Below are 15,832 nucleotides of genomic sequence, written 5' to 3' on the forward strand. Positions count from 1 at the left end.
TCTTTATATTACCTATTTCTTTTGTGTTTAGCGAGGTTTTCGATTTTGGGTAGTATAAAAATAGAGATAATCTGCCGTCCATATCGACGTCGATTATCTCTGCTGTATAGTACTTAGGAAATTAAGTTCAAAAATTGTCGTGTTCGTTCCTCTTTTGGATTCGTAAACAATTCACTCGGTTTATTTCGTTCAATTATTTTGCCCTTGTCGATAAAGACGACTTCGTCCGCTGCATCTTGTGCAAAACGCATTTCGTGGGTAACAACGACCATTGTCATTCCTTCATCGGCAAGATCTTTCATGACTTGCAACACTTCACCAATCAGTTCTGGATCCAGCGCGGACGTTGGTTCATCAAATAACATAACCTTCGGCTCCAAAGCGAGAGCTCTTGCAATTCCGACTCGTTGCTGCTGACCACCTGACAATTGGAAAGGGTAGAAGTCCAGTTTGTCACCCAGTCCCACTTTCGTTAACAATTTCTCTGCTTTGTTTCGGGCACTAACTTTGGATTCTTTCTTCACAATAACAGGCCCTTCCATTACATTTTCAAGAGCAGTTTTATGGGGGAATAAATTATAACCTTGGAAAACCATCCCAGTTTCACTTCTAAAATAGTCGATTTCCTTTTTTGCAAGTCGTTTTGAAAAATCAGCAGTATGCCCGTCAAGCGTTATACTGCCGGATGTCGGTACTTCCAATATATTCAAACAACGAAGCAGTGTCGTTTTGCCGGATCCCGATGGTCCTATGACAACAACGACTTCTCCCTTCGTAATTTCCAAATCAATTCCCTTTAACACTTCAAGTTCGCCGAAACTTTTTGTTATGTCTTTTATTGCAATCATCGTATGCTCCTTTCCACGCTTATTTATTCCTGCTTATCACTTTGCTACATACCGATCCAATCGATGTTCGATTCTATCTTGTATGACGGATAGGATTGAACAAATAACCCAGTAAATAAGCGCGGCTTCCGTATAGAGCAGTAGATACTCATAGTTTGCTGATGCAATTTCTTGCGCACGTCTGAACATTTCTGTTACCAAAATAAGCGATGCTAATGATGTATCTTTCACTAAACTGATAAATGTATTCGATAACGGAGGTATGGAAACTCTCGTTGCTTGCGGTAGGATGATGCGTCTTAACGATTGTGAATAATTCATGCCAATCGTATGAGCCGCTTCCCATTGCCCTTTCGGAATCGATTGGATTGCTGCTCGAATAACTTCAGAAGCATACGCCCCAACGTTTAATGAAAAACCGAATATAGCAGCTGGAAATGGGTCGATAACAATCCCGATCGTCGGTAACCCGAAAAACAATATGAACAATTGAACAAGTAACGGCGTCCCTCGTATGGCAGACACGTATATTCTTGCAATAATCTGCAATGGCTTTACCGAGGATATTCTTGCCAATGCCGTTAGTACGGCAAGAATAATCCCGAAGAAGAATGAAATCAAGGTTAATGGAAGTGTATATTTTAGGGCTCCCTCCAAAAGTGGCCAAAGGGAAGTTTGAGCAATCGTCAGCAGTCTTTGTACTTTCTCTGGGTCAGCAAATAGGTCACTTAAGTACATCTTCACCAAACCACTTCTCTGAGATTTCCAAGTATGTTCCATCTTCAATCATTTCATTGAATACCTTATTTACTTCATTAACAAGTGTTTCATTTCCTTTTCTAAACATCAAACCACTTTGTACAGCATCATCTGCTGTTGCTACAATTTGGACTGGTGCATCTGGTTTATGTTTTTTAAAGTCTAAAAATGACATTTTATCATTAATCGTAACATCAACGCGTTTGGTATTGATAAGCTCAATTGCTTGGTTAAATCCATCGACGCCTACAATTTCAGCTCCATACTTCCTCGCTGTATCCGCGTAATTGCTCGTCAATGAGTGCGCAGATTTCAACCCTTTAATATCTTCAAATGTTTTGACGTCTTTATTATCACTATTTGCAATTAGTACAGCCGAAGATGTAATATACGGTACTGAGAAATCATATTTCTCCGTCCGGTCTTCGCGGATTCCTACTTGGTTTGCAACCATATCAAAACGCTTCGAATCAAGTCCAGCAAAAATTGCATCCCATTGGGTTTCCAGAAAAACTGGTTTAACATCGAGTCTTTTTGCTACTTCTTCCGCAATTTCAACATCGAAACCTGTGAGTTCCCCTTTTTCATCATGAAACGTAAACGGCGGATATGTTCCTTCTGTCCCGATTACTAATTCGCCTTCATCCTGCACTTTTGTGAGCAAATCTTCGCTTGTTCCCCCTGCATTATTATCTTTTGATGCTTCATCGTTAGTTTTATTTCCTTTATCAGAATTTCCGCAAGCAGACAATAATAAAATTGCACTAACTAGTAGAACTGACAATAATTTGAACTTCATCAAACTAATTACCTCCAATGTATATTAACTTACTAGGCTTTGAAAAGTATACAGCATTGATTGTATACCGTCAAAAGATTGATTTCAATTTGATAGAATAGAGCTCAGTTATAGGATTGGCTGTTTTTCAAATATGATTCATGAAAGCGGTAGATAATTTTCATTTGGACTTGAAGACGGTGTTGAATCCGGATGCCAGCTTCTGCCACAATTTGAAGAGCACAAATGGTGTCAGAAACCGGCACCGTGTGTGTGTGATGAAAACCAGCGAAGGCGCCTTAAAGGGGTAGCCGAAGCAATAAGACTGACAGTGAACTCCTGTCTGGCTTATTGCGAGAGGCATCCCCAAGCGCCGAAGCGGGATTCAATGGACTTCTTTTAATGGGATGCCTACTTCCAGTTTTCCCTATTAAAAAAATAAAAACCCAGCCCGCGTTAGCGGAACTGAGTCTAAGTAATTTGTTATTTTATTACTTCAAGTCTTCAATCGATGTGATATCCATATATTCTGGAACGACCAAACCAATTTTCACGCCTTCAATACTAATACCGACGTCTTCAAAATCTCCTTCGAATTTATCAGCATACGTTTTATGCGTAACAGGTAACCAAGCTGCGAGTGCTGCATCGGCACTACCATCTGCAACTGCAGTCCACATAGGGCCTGCTTCGACTTGTGTCAATGTTACATCATAACCCATATCCGCTAAGACAATTTTAATAACGTTGTGACTTGCAATTGCGCTATCCCATGCAACGTAAGCAAGTTTGATTTCATCGCCATCTACTTTTTCTACGCCTTCAGTCCACGCTGTAGCCTTCTCTTCATTTGCATCAAGCCAGTTTTGGGCAGCAACTTCAGCTTTTTCACCGTCATGTATGGCAACCATGATTTCACCCATGTCGTCTTGAGTCCATTTAAATTGTTTCAGGATTTGGTACGCTTCAGGCATATCTTCCTTCAAACCATTTCTAGCAATTGTGTGGATTTCTTCTTCTCCACCGTAAACACCTTTTGGATCTTCAAGGTATTTCAAATCATATTCTGTGAACTTCCAGTGAGGTGACCAACCTGTTACGATGATTGGCTCCTCTTTATCATATGCCTTTTTAAGAGATGCAGTCATTGCTGCGCCTGAACCAGTTGTTAAATCCCATTCAGACAGGTCATATTCTTCAATCGCTTTTCCAGTCGCTTCCATAATACCTGCGCCCGGATCGATTCCTGTAATTTTATAGTCAACTGATTCGCCAACTGATTTCGTTGTATCTCCGCCTGTTTCATTCTTATCATTGCCCTTTTCATCGTCATTGCCACATGCTGCAAGACCAACTGCAAGTAGAGCGACCGCTCCAAGTCCTAATGCTTTTCTAGTGAATTTTTTCATAATGTGTTTCCCCCTTGTTTTTTCTTTCCTGCGTGTTGTGTAATACGGTCCAAAATAATGGCTACGATTACGATGGACAATCCAGTTTCAAAACCGACGCCCGTTTTTAATTGTGTTACTGCTCGGTATACTTCTTCACCAAGCCCTGGTGCACCAACCATTGAAGCGATAACAACCATGGATAGGGAAAGCATGATGCTTTGATTGACCCCTGCCATGATTGTAGGTTTGGCAAGTGGAATTTGTACTTTAATCAGTCTTTGCCACGTTGTTGAACCGAACGCTTCTGTCGCCTCGATTAGATCCTTCGGTACTTGCTCAATTCCGAGCATCGTCAAGCGAATTGTCGGTGGCATGGAGAAAATAACAGATGCTACAACTCCTGGAACAACACCGATATTAAAGAAGAATATCGCTGGTAACAAATAGACGAATGCTGGCATCGTTTGCATCAAATCCAGTACTGGATTAATGACTTTTCGAGCCATTGCTTGCTGGGAACCCCATATACCGATTGGAATTCCTATCACGAGTGCAATTACAACAGAGGTAAGCACAAGTGCTAGCATTTGTAGCATCGGATGCCAATACCCTAGATAATCGATGAACAATAAGCCGACTAACGAGAACAACGCAATCCGACGTGTAGAGATAAGCCATGCAAGTAAGGCGAACAAAACAGCAAGTATGATAGAAGGTACCATATCAAGCCCATCCACTGCCCCTTCAACAATCCCTGCAAGAACATCAGCAATACTATCGAATACTGTTCCGAAGGTCGTAACTAGCCAATCAACGCCTTCGTCAATCCAATCTGCAAATGGAAGACGCGGTAGTAAATTATTCATGTAACGCCACCTCCGCGTCTTTCTCTTCAACGGAATCGACTGTTCCATCACTATTTATAAACTGGTCGTCGCCTGCCAAAGCGCCAATCAGTGCACCACGAATAATAATCCCTTGAATCTTTTTAGACTCATCGATTACAGCAACAGGAATTGTCGCTGTCGAAACAATATCAAATAAATCTGTTAGGACAGTCTCTGGAGGTACCACCGATAAATCGGTGATCAAGACCTCTTCAAGCGTCTTACCCGATTCACTAGCTTGGACTGCATCTTGTGCGGTCACAGCTCCAATTAAACGGTTTCCTTTATCGACTACGTAAATCGAAGAAATACTTAGTCTTTCCATAAGGCGTAGAGCAACCCGAGGACCCCGGTCGACTTGTACAGTATCAGCTTTTTTCATGATATGCCCTGCCGTCAATACTTTGGATAAATCCACATCTTCAACGAAACGTTCCACATATTTATTTGACGGGCTCATCAGAATTTCTTCCGGTGTTCCAATCTGGACGATTTCGCCATCCTTCATTAACGCGATTCGATCACCGATACGTAACGCTTCATCTAAGTCATGGGTGATGAAGATGATTGTTTTGCCCATGTCATGATGAAGTTGTAACAACTCATCTTGCATATCTTTTCGAATGAGGGGATCGAGCGCACTGAATGCTTCATCCATAAGCAAAATATCAGGGCCGTTTGCAAGCGCTCTGGCAAGACCGACACGTTGTTGCATACCGCCACTCAATTGTTTCGGAAATTGGTCCTCGTAACCTGCAAGCCCAACTAGCCTCAATGATTCTGTTGCTTTCGCCTTACGTTCCTCTTTCGCAACCCCTTGAATTTCCAACCCGTATTCTGTGTTTTCAAGAATTGTTTTATGGGGGAAAAGAGCAAAGTTCTGAAAGACCATACCGATTTTTTTACGTCTAACTTGACGAAGCTGCTCTTTATTCATCTGGACGATATCTTCACCGTCAAGTAAAATCTTGCCCATTGTCGGATCAATCAATCTGTTCAACAATCTGACCAGTGTTGACTTTCCGCTTCCTGACAATCCCATAATGACGAATATTTCACCTTCAAATACATCAAACGATGCATTTTTGACACCAACTGTTGCGCCGGTCGCCTTCAATATTTCACCCTTTGACTTACCTTCACTTAGCAACTGGGCTGCTCGCTTATGATTCTTACCGAAGATTTTAGTCGTATTCAACACTTCAATCTTTTTACTAGTTACTTCCTCGCTCATGCTTACACTCCCTACAGTTTCAAATCTTTCTGATGTCTACTAGTATAGCTGTAACATAATTGTAATACAACCGTTTTTACTAAATTAATTGTTTGAACGGTAAAAACTGTTTGCACGATGAATTTTTTGAATTGCTTTTTGAAAGTAGATATAATACGCTATACTAAAGTGATTAGTGAAGTTGATATTGACTGAAAATAGTGGAGGGAAAGCGTTAATGGACGGTACTGAAAGATTAGACAAAGCCCGTGAACGAATTATAGAAACAATCGCACAAAATATACATCTTTACGGACTCACGCCTTCTGCCGGAAGACAATATGGGATGATGTTTTTTCATAATGAACCGTTAACATTGGATGAGATGACTGAAGAACTCGGGATGAGCAAGACAAGTATGAGTACATCCGTTAAAGCATTATCTGATTTAAAGCTTGTGGAACGTGCTTGGAAAAGAGGTGTCCGAAAAGATCTTTATCAAGCCAAAGATGATTGGTATCAAAGCTTCATCGATTTATTTTCGATTAAGTGGCGGAGATCTGTTTCTCTGCATGTAGTCGCCGTTAGAAAGTCGTTAGCCGAACTGGAAGACCTTGTAACTGATCCGGGCTTAAGTGAGGATTTGGAAAAAGAGGTCCTTGGGGATATTGAAAAGTTGAAATACGCGCGGGATTATTATGAATGGCTAGATCGTCTCGTCGATGCATTTGAAGACCACGACATATTCAAATTAGTGCCCGTAAAAAAAGACAGTGATGACTAAGAAGGCGTCAGGTATAATACGGACCCTCGGAGCGGCTTGGTCTGTTTTATGACACAGAGTCACTAGGCGCTAGGACTAGACAATGATTCAAGTTGAAAAATGTATACTTTGAAGAAAGGGCGTACTCTATGAGTACGCCCTTTCTTCATTCAATTGATTGATTTTGTTATAATTGCTTCTACTTCCACGCTCACATTGCCTTTAAGTGCTCTAGTAACCATGCAGGATACCTCTGCTTTATCTGCAAGTTTCAGTGCAAGCGCTTCATCTTTTTCAGTTGCATCCGATTTCAACACAATATGGGGTTTGTGAATGATTTTTTTGAATGTCGTAATACCGTTTGTTACATCTACGACCCCGATTGAATCCATCGTCAAATCTTCTTTTTCAAGCTTACTGCGATCCATCATCGCAGCTAGCGTAATGATATAGCACGTCGAAGCTGCCCCAATAATCATATCTTCAGGATTCGCTCCAACTCCCGGTCCGCTCAGTTCTACAGGGACAGATACTTCCGTTTTTAGATTACCTACTGCAATTGTGCCTACGTCATTCCGTAAGCCTGGCCAACTCGCCTTCAGATGAAATAAATGTTCCGCCATATTTCCCCCTCCGATTCCGTTAATTACTCCTAGCTTTCCACAGTTACAAAGGTATTTTATTCCACAATAAGCGTATGCACTTCATGTTCATGCAACTCTTGGTCGTCTTTAACATGGATTTGAACGCTGTATGTGCCGGCTTCAACAAAAGTATGCTCAGCCATGTATTCGCCGGCATTCATTTCTTCCGCATCAAGCCATTCACGTTCCTCCGGATTTGCCTCATTCCATATTTCATAACGTACATGTAATTTCTCTAACGGCTTCGTATCCATTTGTATATGGACGGAAAGTTCCTGTTCTTCGTCGACTTTCACAGTTTTAGGAGCCGTGAAATGCATAGAAAATCCAGCGGAATGGGCATGATCTTCGCCTTTTTCAACTGCGTCGTAATGGCCACCGCCACCGACAGTCACTTCTTTCATCGGCATCGTATGCATATCTCTTGCCGACACATGGACTTGGATATGGAATAGACCATCATGATCAAAAACTGTATTCGCTGTGTACAGCCCCTCTTTTTCATTTACTGATTCAATCTTGACACTTTCGTCTTTTTTGCCTTCTTCCCAAATTTCGTAGACAACTTCATCGGCATCTTCTACTTTTTCATCACCTTGCGTGACAAGGGCCGCCATTTTCACTGTACCGTTTACATCAACCTGTTCAGTGACCGTTAAATCTACTTTAAGCGGTTCAGGGACCTTCGATGAATCAGCCCTTTTTTCGTCTTTCCCACAAGCGGCTAATGTGATAAGTACAAATACGACCATAAGTATTCCTAATTTCTTTTTCAATTAAATTCCTCCATTTGTTTGCATTCATCAAGCGAATTAATACGTTCTGTATGATTTTAAATGGTAAATTAGAAGTAAATGTGAAGTATGAATTTCACAATGGCTTCACATGTGTTAATGATAATGAAATAAGGTATCCTATAGATGAAATGAGGTTTAACAATGAGCAAGCCCACCATTATGATTATAGACGATGAACCACAGATGCGTGAACTCATACGAACTTTTCTAGAGAAAGATGGTTACGCTGTTGTAGAGGCTACCGATGGCATTCATGCACTTTTGATGCTCAAGAAGCTGACACCACAGTTATTAATTGTCGATGTAATGATGCCGTATATGGATGGTTTTTCATTTGCTAAGGAATTAAAAAACAGTTCAACAATTCCACTTATCTTTCTGTCAGCAAAGGGCGAGGAATGGGATAAAATTCAAGGGCTAAAACTGGGCGGCGACGATTATATTGTAAAGCCGTTTTTACCCGGGGAACTGTTGGCTAGGGTCGAATCGGTGCTAAGACGTACATACCAAACTAGATCTGCACCCGATATTGTAGAAGAAGGCCCATTACTTATTGATAATGACGCGCATATGGTGACGCTAAATGGTAGTCCCCTATCGTTGACATTGAAAGAATATGGCGTGCTACACCTTCTTGTTAAGAACAAGAGCCGTGTCTATTCGAGAGAACAACTGCTACAGCTTGTCTGGGGCGATGAGCATCAGAGTAGTGAACGGACAGTGGATACACATATCAAAACATTGCGGCTGAAACTTGGTGAGTATGGCGAATTAATAGATACAATTTGGGGTATCGGCTATCGATTCGAGGTGTAGGATGAAAAAACTCACATTAAGTAAAAAAATTCTACTCGTTCTAATCTCCAGTATTGCTTTTACAATTCTGTTTTCTTTTTTCTTTATTCATTATTTGTATTCAGAGTTGTATTTAAAAAGCATTGAAGAATCTATTGTCTACCAAGGCGAACGGACAGCATCCCACTATCACTATGGGGTATTAAGTGACGACATCATCGAAAAGATTCAATGGTACAACATCGTTTCGGAGTATGAAGTTATTGTCGTCGATAATCTCGACAAGCTATCTACTTATTTTCCGTATCAAATCAATTACGAAACACTTGTCGATAAAAAAGATCATTCGGAGCTCGAAAAGGGGAAATATATTTTAAAAGAAGGATTTGTCAAAGAATTGGACCGCGAAATCATCGGTGCCATCTTTCCTATAAAAGGCGCGGATGGTCTGATTGGTTTTATCTATATTTATGTGCCACTTGCCGCAATCCAAGATGTATTCCGGGAAAGCATTCCCCTTCTAGTTGCAGTTGGAACACTCTTTTTCCTGATTCTTTTTTTAGTCGTCAATACAGCCTGGCGCTCTTTATTCAAACCGTTGCAGGACTTACAAAACCTTTCTAAAGAAATAGCCCAAGGTAACTTTTCAAGCAGAATTGAAAGTAATCGTGAAGATGAAGTCGGTCAATTGACAAAGGCATTCAATACAATGAGCCTCTCATTAGAGCAACAAGAAGAACGAAAAAAAGATTTCACATCGAATATTGTCCATGAACTTCGGACTCCTCTAACGTATATAAGTGGCTATACTCATGCATTAAAAGACAAGCTCAATACATCAACGGAAGAAGCAGTACACTATTTGTCAACGATTGAAAAAGAAACAGAACGATTGAATAAATTGATAAATGACCTTGTTGAATTAAATTATTTACAAGACGATGTATACTCCATTCAATCTGAACCGATTGCCATCACACAATTACTAATCGATACGATTGACCTTTTTTCGATTCATATCGCAAGCAAAGAATTACTTCTCGATTCCAATATTCAAGAAGACCCTATCATTTTTGGGGATCCCAAAAGGATTCAACAAGTATTCTATAATATAGTTGACAATGCCATAAAATATTCTACTAAGGGAGGTACCATTGGTCTTGTTTTGAAGAAAGAAATAGATTATGTCAAGTTCCAAGTAAGGAATCGAGGTCTTCTTATTAATGCGGAGGATATCAGTCGAATGGGTGAACGCTTTTTTAGAACAGACAAAGCACGTAATCGTACGACAGGCGGTACTGGTCTAGGCCTATCTATCGTAAAAGAAATTGTACGCTTACATGATGGTACATTTTCCATCTCAAGTGACGCGGCAAACGGCACAGTAGTTACAATCCATATACCCGGACTTATTAACATGAAGGAGATTTAGATGTAATATGAAAAAGTTCCCTAATTATGTTTTGCTTCTCATCTGTCTCTTGCTTCTAATAGCCTGTAGTGAAAAGTCCCAAAGCGTCGAAAAAATCGATTCGTTTTCTTTTACAGATCAATCGGGACACCCTTTCGGCACTGACGACTTAAAAGATAAGGTATGGATTGCAAATTTCATCTTTACGAAATGTGATACCATCTGTCCGACAATGACCGCTGAAATAGCTTCACTACAAAAAAGGTTTATCGAAAAAGGGATCCCAGTCGAATTCATTTCATTTAGTGTAGATCCAACTGTAGACTCACCAGCCGTATTGAAGACATATATTCAACGATTTACCGATGACGAAACGAACTGGCATTTATTGACGGGTTATAAGCAACAAGAGATTGAAAAGTTTGCCAGAGAGCAATTTCAAACAATCGTTCAAAAGCCCAACAGTTCCACTCAAGTCCTACACGGGACTAATTTTTACTTGGTGAATAAGCAAGGAGTACTTGTGAATGAATACAATTTTGTGGATAGTTCTTATGTAGATACTTTAATTAAGGATATCGAAAATGAACTGAAATAAAACCTAGGCTTAGAATAACTCATAGGAAACTGTTAGAGTGGATATAATTAGTAAATGCAATATTTATCGGAGGTATAGAATGACTGAATCGTACAACCAAACCGTCTCAACCATTACCTACATCGACGTCGAACGGAAAATGGGTTGGTTTGAACAGAATCATCAACATTCCGTTCATGTTATCAATCTTTATGCAAACGCAATTTCGACGACCAGCCATACATTCAAACTTGAAAATGTGCTAGATATGTCGTATCGCCCTTTTTCCGATGGAACCGGCCTCTTTTATCTGCATACAAATCAAGGTGTTTTCACATATAAAGTAGATACAAATCCAAATGATTTCATATTAGCGTATAAAAAATTACGTGGAGATTATTCACCTTTCTAACTAGTTAAGTTAAGCAAATGAATAGCTAAATCAATGGGATTCGATACACGATGAAAATCCTTCCGATATGTTTAGAACTCCATTTTTGATGGTATATATAACTAGAGCCACAATAATTGGAGGGATTTTTAATGACTGTTAAACTTACTGTAGAAAATGCTGTACAAGCGAAAAAAGAAATCGAAAACTGGGTAACACAAGGGTACACACACGATGATATCTATATATTTGCCCATGACAAAAAAAGAAGCGAGGATATCACGGATGCGCTTGATACGGAAAAAGTCGGTATAAAAGAGCAAGGTTTCATAGATGGTATGAAAAATATGTTCACTTCTCGTGGAGATGAGTTACGTAGTAAAATGGAAGCTGCCGGCCTTTCGACTGAAGAAGCGGCAAATGCTGAAAAGGAACTGGACCAAGGACGACTTATTCTTATCGCGAAGAAGTAATCGTACACTGATTCTATTATTCAGTAATTCTATCAATCCCATTCCCCTTTATCAGGCGAATGGGACTTTTTTTGCATTTTAAGTGATTCATATGCTAGCATTGTCAGCCTGTTATTCGGTATGATGTATACGGAAAGAAGGTGTAGCACTTGAATAATAAAATATGGAAAATAGGTCTTTTTACAGGCCTGATATCCTTCGTTCTCCTTATATTCGGGGTACGCACAGTTTTAGGTCAAACACTTGAATGGAAGAACTATATAGCATTTGGCCTGTTTGGGTTAAGTGTTGGTGCCCTAGTGTTACTCATATTATTTTACGAATTGAAAATAGCCTTCCGTATTTTCATGGTTGCAATCGTTCTGGGATTTGCTGAACTTTTCCGCAGTTTTCTAATGGACACGAATGGTCTAGGTGACTTAGCTGGTATTTTGTCGTTATTCATCATTACGTCATTCGGTTTGGGCGTTGCATTGATTGTACAGTTCATCGTTATCCTTATGCGAAAAGAAAAAGCGTAAACTACATACGTTGCAGCACTTTTTAACCATTTAAAAAAGCCCATCAAAATCGATGGGCTTTTTTCTAGATAACATTATCTTTTTTGATTTGTTTACTTCTTAATTGACCACATGCGGCATCAATGTCTGTACCGTGTTCGAGACGTACGACACAATGAATACCTTTCTTTCTCAACGTTTCGTAGAATGCTTTAATGGCTTCCGGCTCACTGCGTTTATATTGGCCATGTTCATCCACAGGATTATAAGGAATCAAGTTGACAAACGATAGATGGCGTTTATCCTGGAGTAATTTCCCGAGTTGTTCAGCTTCAGCAACATGATCATTAACACCATTCAATAGTATATATTCGAATGTGATTCGACGATTTGTCGTTTCTAAGTAATAATCAATCGCATCCATTAATTTCTCAATCGGGTACGCCCTATTTATCTTCATAATGCTTGTCCGTAGTTCGTTATTAGGTGCATGTAAAGAAACAGCCAAGTTAACTTGAATGTTTTCGTCTGCAAACTCCCTAATTTTATGTGTGTTTCCGCTAGTGGAGACTGTAATATGGCGTGCACCGATGCAAAGACCTTTTTGGTCGTTTACGACACGAAGGAAATTCATCAAGTTCGAGTAATTGTCAAATGGCTCGCCGATACCCATTACGACAATATGACTTACCCGTTCATCTTCACCTTTTTCGTCGAGATGCTGTTGAACTTTCATAATCTGACCGACGATTTCACCTGCCGTTAAGTCGCGGTTTTTCTTCAATAGTCCACTTGCGCAGAAACTGCAACCAATATTACAGCCCACTTGTGTTGTTACACAGACGGAATTACCGTATGGGAATTTCATCAATACTGTTTCGATCAAGTTACCGTCATGCATTTTAAATAGAAATTTAATCGTGCCATCTTCGGATTCTTGTTTGACGGTTTGTTCCAGTGTCTGGATGACGAAATTGTCTTCCAACAATTGAATACATTGCTGATTCATATTTGTCATTTCAGCAAAGTTTGTCACTCTTTTCTTATACAGCCAGTCCCATACTTGTGCAGCACGGTATTTTTTTTGTCCGTTTTCTAAAAACCATTCTGTTAGTTGCTCTATAGTCATTCCATAAATTGAATTTTTCATTTCATATCCTCATTTCAAAAAGTGCAATTCACATATTATACTACAGGAAATGAAGGAATGGAACAACTAATTTCATTTTTAATTTCTTTTATATGGCTTGAACTGAGGAAATCCATCGAATACTGCTGCGGCGCTTGGGGATGCCTCCCGCAATAAGCCGGACAGAAGGTCACGACGCCACTGTCAGTCTTATTGCTTCGACTATCCCTTTAAGGCGCCTTCGCTGGTTCGGTACACAAAACCTGGCATCGGAATTCACAAAAATAACCGCCTTCTCTGTCTGCATATGCAATGCAGCAAAGCTGGCGGTCTAGTTTATTGGGGTGCACAGCCAATACTTAAGCTGTGCGTTTTTTTAGATTCAGCAAAACATTAAACCCGAAACAGAAAATCCCGATTAATGTTGCGGCTCCTCCTGCAGTTGCAATCGGAAAAAATAGTGGGCTTACTCCTAAAATCGCAAGTGCAATCGCAATCATCATGACAGGTAAACCAATGTTATGAAGCCAAAAGTGCAATTTTGCCAAACCCGTCTTTTCCAACCCCGGATATAAATGATAAATGATACCGATTAGCGCCAACGACATCCATCCCAACAAATTGACGTGTACATGGACTGAAGTCATCGTAAAGACATGTGTAAGTGACATATATAATCCAAATGATATCCCGATCATGAAATAGATTACAGAAATCTTAATCAAAGTTCTCCCCATGATTTCCCCTCCCCTCTTTCATTCACTTTTCAAGTTCAAAGCACAATCAACACCTATTACATCATATGCATCTTGCCCCCCAATATTTACACAATCCAGTAATTTAGTGTTCGTTTCACGTGTTTTCTTAATCGCTATCGACCATTCACTATTTTTAAAACGTACTGTTGTAGCATTGGGACTTGTAAACGGATAGTACTATTTAAAATATTTTAATTATTTACTTGCTTACATATTATTCAGTAGTGTATAGTTTATTCAAATTCAAATATTCTATTAATAAATCTCGCTATCAGAGAGGAGTTCCTATGGCGCAATTTCATTTGACACCTAATTCTGTCCATGAAATTTTAGACACGCATGATGAGGATGTCATTGTTACGAATCGGGATGGAATCATTATCAAAGCAACGCGAATCAGTGGACAACAGTACGGGATGAAATCTGATGAGTTGATTGGAAAATCGGTTTATGATTTACAGTCCGCCGCTATTTTCTCACCAGCCATTACACCACTCGTACTAACTCAAAAAAAGAAAGTGGTTACAATCCAAACAACTCCTTTAGGAACAAAAGTACTAATTACCGGAATGCCCTTTTTCGATGAAGACGGAGAGGTTGAATTCGTCATTAGTTATTCCTATGACGTTTCAGAATTACTTGTCATCCAGGAATACATGAAAGAATATGAATACGAAATGTCAAAAGTGCAAGAAGAGCTTCAACTTCTTAGAAAACGGACACTTACTACTGATGGCCTTGTAATCGAAAGCCAGGCAACACGTGAAGCATATGCCATGGCATATAAAATTGCTCCAATTAATGTTTCAATCGTTCTTTACGGTCAACACGGAACTGGGAAGACGACGATGGCCAAAGTAATTCATAATGAAAGTCCTTGGAAAGACGGTCCTTTCATTGAAGTGGATTGTGGGGTGATTCCCGAATCTCTATTTGAAAAGGAACTCTTCGGCGAACAGGTTGGGGGTGCCCTTGAAACCTCTATTTCACCAGGTCTTTTTTCAATAGCGGAAGGCGGGACGTTGTTTCTAAAGAATATCGATCACCTATCCCTACACTTGCAAGGTAAATTAGTTAAGGTTTTTAAAGAAGGGGCCTTTAAACCCTTTGGCGGCGACAAATTCCAGACCATAGACATGCGGCTCATTTCCTCTGCGAAGGCGGATTTAAAAAATGCGACAATGGAAAACCGTTTCCTGGAAGAACTCTATTACTTTCTAAATATCGTGCCTATCCATCTGCAACCGCTTCAAGCACGGGAAGAGGATTTGAGCACGCTTATCTCGTACTACCTGAACAATTACGCTGAAAAATATAACACTAAAAAACGGTTATCGGACAGCCTATTCAAGTTACTCTTCAAATTTAATTGGAAAGGTAATATTCATGAGCTACGGAACGTCATGGAACGGATTGTTGTTCAAAGCCCTGTCGAACTGATCGGTGTTAACGACTTACCTACCGAATACCGAATACGATTTGAAGAAGGCCTGACCGACATTGATCTTGACGGGCAGACCTTGCCAACCATTTTGCAGCATGTCGAAATGAAAGTAATGAAAAATGCCCGAAATCGCTATAAGACAACAACTGAAATGGCAAAAATACTTGGAATCAGCCAACCTTCCGTTGTAAGGAAACTTAAGAAATACACGCTTCCTGATTAATGCACAATAGCCACAAACACAAAGGATACACATATAAATGGAGGTTTTTAC

At 39.9% G+C, this 15,832-nt stretch carries 18 protein-coding genes; 8 read left to right on the forward strand and 10 right to left on the reverse strand.

Annotated features, from left to right (window positions below):
- Positions 1 to 113 precede the first annotated feature (113 nt).
- The 6 genes from FILTAD_RS14710 to FILTAD_RS14735 all read right to left on the reverse strand — a co-directional run bounded on the left by FILTAD_RS14710 (position 114) and on the right by FILTAD_RS14735 (position 5,897).
- Complete coding sequence (locus FILTAD_RS14710; RefSeq protein ID WP_124071740.1) at positions 114 to 848, reverse strand: amino acid ABC transporter ATP-binding protein; 735 nt, start codon at positions 846 to 848, stop codon at positions 114 to 116.
- 36 nt (positions 849 to 884) lie between these two features.
- Positions 885 to 1,586 (reverse strand): amino acid ABC transporter permease, encoded by a 702-nt coding sequence (locus FILTAD_RS14715; RefSeq protein WP_124071784.1) that lies wholly within the window; start codon positions 1,584 to 1,586, stop codon positions 885 to 887.
- Positions 1,573 to 2,406 (reverse strand): amino acid ABC transporter substrate-binding protein, encoded by an 834-nt coding sequence (locus FILTAD_RS14720; protein WP_124071785.1) that lies wholly within the window; start codon positions 2,404 to 2,406, stop codon positions 1,573 to 1,575. The genes FILTAD_RS14715 and FILTAD_RS14720 overlap by 14 nt, the downstream gene beginning before the upstream one ends.
- A gap of 470 nt (positions 2,407 to 2,876) precedes the next feature.
- Positions 2,877 to 3,794, reverse strand: coding sequence for a glycine betaine ABC transporter substrate-binding protein (locus FILTAD_RS14725; RefSeq protein WP_124071741.1), 918 nt, complete (start codon positions 3,792 to 3,794; stop codon positions 2,877 to 2,879).
- Positions 3,791 to 4,642: an ABC transporter permease gene (locus FILTAD_RS14730; protein ID WP_124071742.1), complete on the reverse strand. Its 852-nt coding sequence runs from the start codon at positions 4,640 to 4,642 to the stop codon at positions 3,791 to 3,793. Before FILTAD_RS14730 ends, FILTAD_RS14725 begins: the two co-directional genes overlap by 4 nt.
- Positions 4,635 to 5,897 carry a quaternary amine ABC transporter ATP-binding protein gene (locus FILTAD_RS14735; RefSeq protein ID WP_124071743.1) on the reverse strand — a complete coding sequence of 421 codons (1,263 nt, stop codon included), beginning with the start codon at positions 5,895 to 5,897 and terminating at the stop codon, positions 4,635 to 4,637. Before FILTAD_RS14735 ends, FILTAD_RS14730 begins: the two co-directional genes overlap by 8 nt.
- A gap of 217 nt (positions 5,898 to 6,114) precedes the next feature.
- Between FILTAD_RS14735 and FILTAD_RS14740 the strand changes: the two genes are divergently transcribed.
- Positions 6,115 to 6,660, forward strand: coding sequence for a GbsR/MarR family transcriptional regulator (locus FILTAD_RS14740; protein WP_124071744.1), 546 nt, complete (start codon positions 6,115 to 6,117; stop codon positions 6,658 to 6,660).
- 149 nt (positions 6,661 to 6,809) lie between these two features.
- Here FILTAD_RS14740 and FILTAD_RS14745 read toward each other — a convergent pair whose 3' ends face one another.
- The gene (locus tag FILTAD_RS14745) at positions 6,810 to 7,262 is read right to left on the reverse strand and encodes an SACOL1771 family peroxiredoxin (protein WP_124071745.1); all 453 of its coding nucleotides are present in this window, start codon (positions 7,260 to 7,262) and stop codon (positions 6,810 to 6,812) included.
- Between the two features lie 56 nt (positions 7,263 to 7,318).
- Positions 7,319 to 8,059 carry a FixH family protein gene (locus FILTAD_RS14750; RefSeq protein ID WP_124071746.1) on the reverse strand — a complete coding sequence of 247 codons (741 nt, stop codon included), beginning with the start codon at positions 8,057 to 8,059 and terminating at the stop codon, positions 7,319 to 7,321.
- A 162-nt stretch (positions 8,060 to 8,221) separates the two neighbouring features.
- Between FILTAD_RS14750 and FILTAD_RS14755 the strand changes: the two genes are divergently transcribed.
- The 6 genes from FILTAD_RS14755 (at position 8,222) to FILTAD_RS14780 (ending at position 12,248) form a co-directional block, all read left to right on the forward strand.
- Positions 8,222 to 8,896, forward strand: coding sequence for a response regulator transcription factor (locus FILTAD_RS14755; protein WP_124071747.1), 675 nt, complete (start codon positions 8,222 to 8,224; stop codon positions 8,894 to 8,896).
- 1 nt (position 8,897) lies between these two features.
- Positions 8,898 to 10,307, forward strand: a complete 1,410-nt coding sequence (locus tag FILTAD_RS14760) for a sensor histidine kinase (protein WP_124071748.1) — start codon at positions 8,898 to 8,900, stop codon at positions 10,305 to 10,307.
- Positions 10,308 to 10,314: 7 nt separating this feature from the next.
- Positions 10,315 to 10,884: an SCO family protein gene (locus FILTAD_RS14765; RefSeq protein WP_124071749.1), complete on the forward strand. Its 570-nt coding sequence runs from the start codon at positions 10,315 to 10,317 to the stop codon at positions 10,882 to 10,884.
- Between the two features lie 79 nt (positions 10,885 to 10,963).
- The gene (locus FILTAD_RS14770; RefSeq protein ID WP_124071750.1) at positions 10,964 to 11,275 is read left to right on the forward strand and encodes a hypothetical protein; all 312 of its coding nucleotides are present in this window, start codon (positions 10,964 to 10,966) and stop codon (positions 11,273 to 11,275) included.
- A gap of 131 nt (positions 11,276 to 11,406) precedes the next feature.
- Complete coding sequence (locus tag FILTAD_RS14775; RefSeq protein ID WP_124071751.1) at positions 11,407 to 11,727, forward strand: YflT domain-containing protein; 321 nt, start codon at positions 11,407 to 11,409, stop codon at positions 11,725 to 11,727.
- A 149-nt stretch (positions 11,728 to 11,876) separates the two neighbouring features.
- Positions 11,877 to 12,248 carry a hypothetical protein gene (locus FILTAD_RS14780; RefSeq protein WP_124071752.1) on the forward strand — a complete coding sequence of 124 codons (372 nt, stop codon included), beginning with the start codon at positions 11,877 to 11,879 and terminating at the stop codon, positions 12,246 to 12,248.
- Between the two features lie 64 nt (positions 12,249 to 12,312).
- On the opposite strand, the gene rlmN is transcribed toward FILTAD_RS14780, so the two are convergent.
- Both rlmN and FILTAD_RS14790 read right to left on the reverse strand, forming a co-directional pair.
- The gene (gene rlmN / locus FILTAD_RS14785) at positions 12,313 to 13,377 is read right to left on the reverse strand and encodes a dual-specificity RNA methyltransferase RlmN (protein ID WP_124071753.1); all 1,065 of its coding nucleotides are present in this window, start codon (positions 13,375 to 13,377) and stop codon (positions 12,313 to 12,315) included.
- A 338-nt stretch (positions 13,378 to 13,715) separates the two neighbouring features.
- Positions 13,716 to 14,093 (reverse strand): cytochrome-c oxidase, encoded by a 378-nt coding sequence (locus FILTAD_RS14790; RefSeq protein ID WP_124071754.1) that lies wholly within the window; start codon positions 14,091 to 14,093, stop codon positions 13,716 to 13,718.
- A gap of 308 nt (positions 14,094 to 14,401) precedes the next feature.
- Here FILTAD_RS14790 and FILTAD_RS14795 point away from each other — a divergent pair, with 308 nt between their 5' ends.
- Positions 14,402 to 15,781 (forward strand): sigma 54-interacting transcriptional regulator, encoded by a 1,380-nt coding sequence (locus FILTAD_RS14795; RefSeq protein ID WP_124071755.1) that lies wholly within the window; start codon positions 14,402 to 14,404, stop codon positions 15,779 to 15,781.
- Positions 15,782 to 15,832: the final 51 nt, after the last annotated feature.

The sequence above is a fragment of the Filibacter tadaridae genome, assembly GCF_900609045.1.
Taxonomy (GTDB): Bacteria; Bacillota; Bacilli; order Bacillales_A; family Planococcaceae; genus Sporosarcina; species Sporosarcina tadaridae.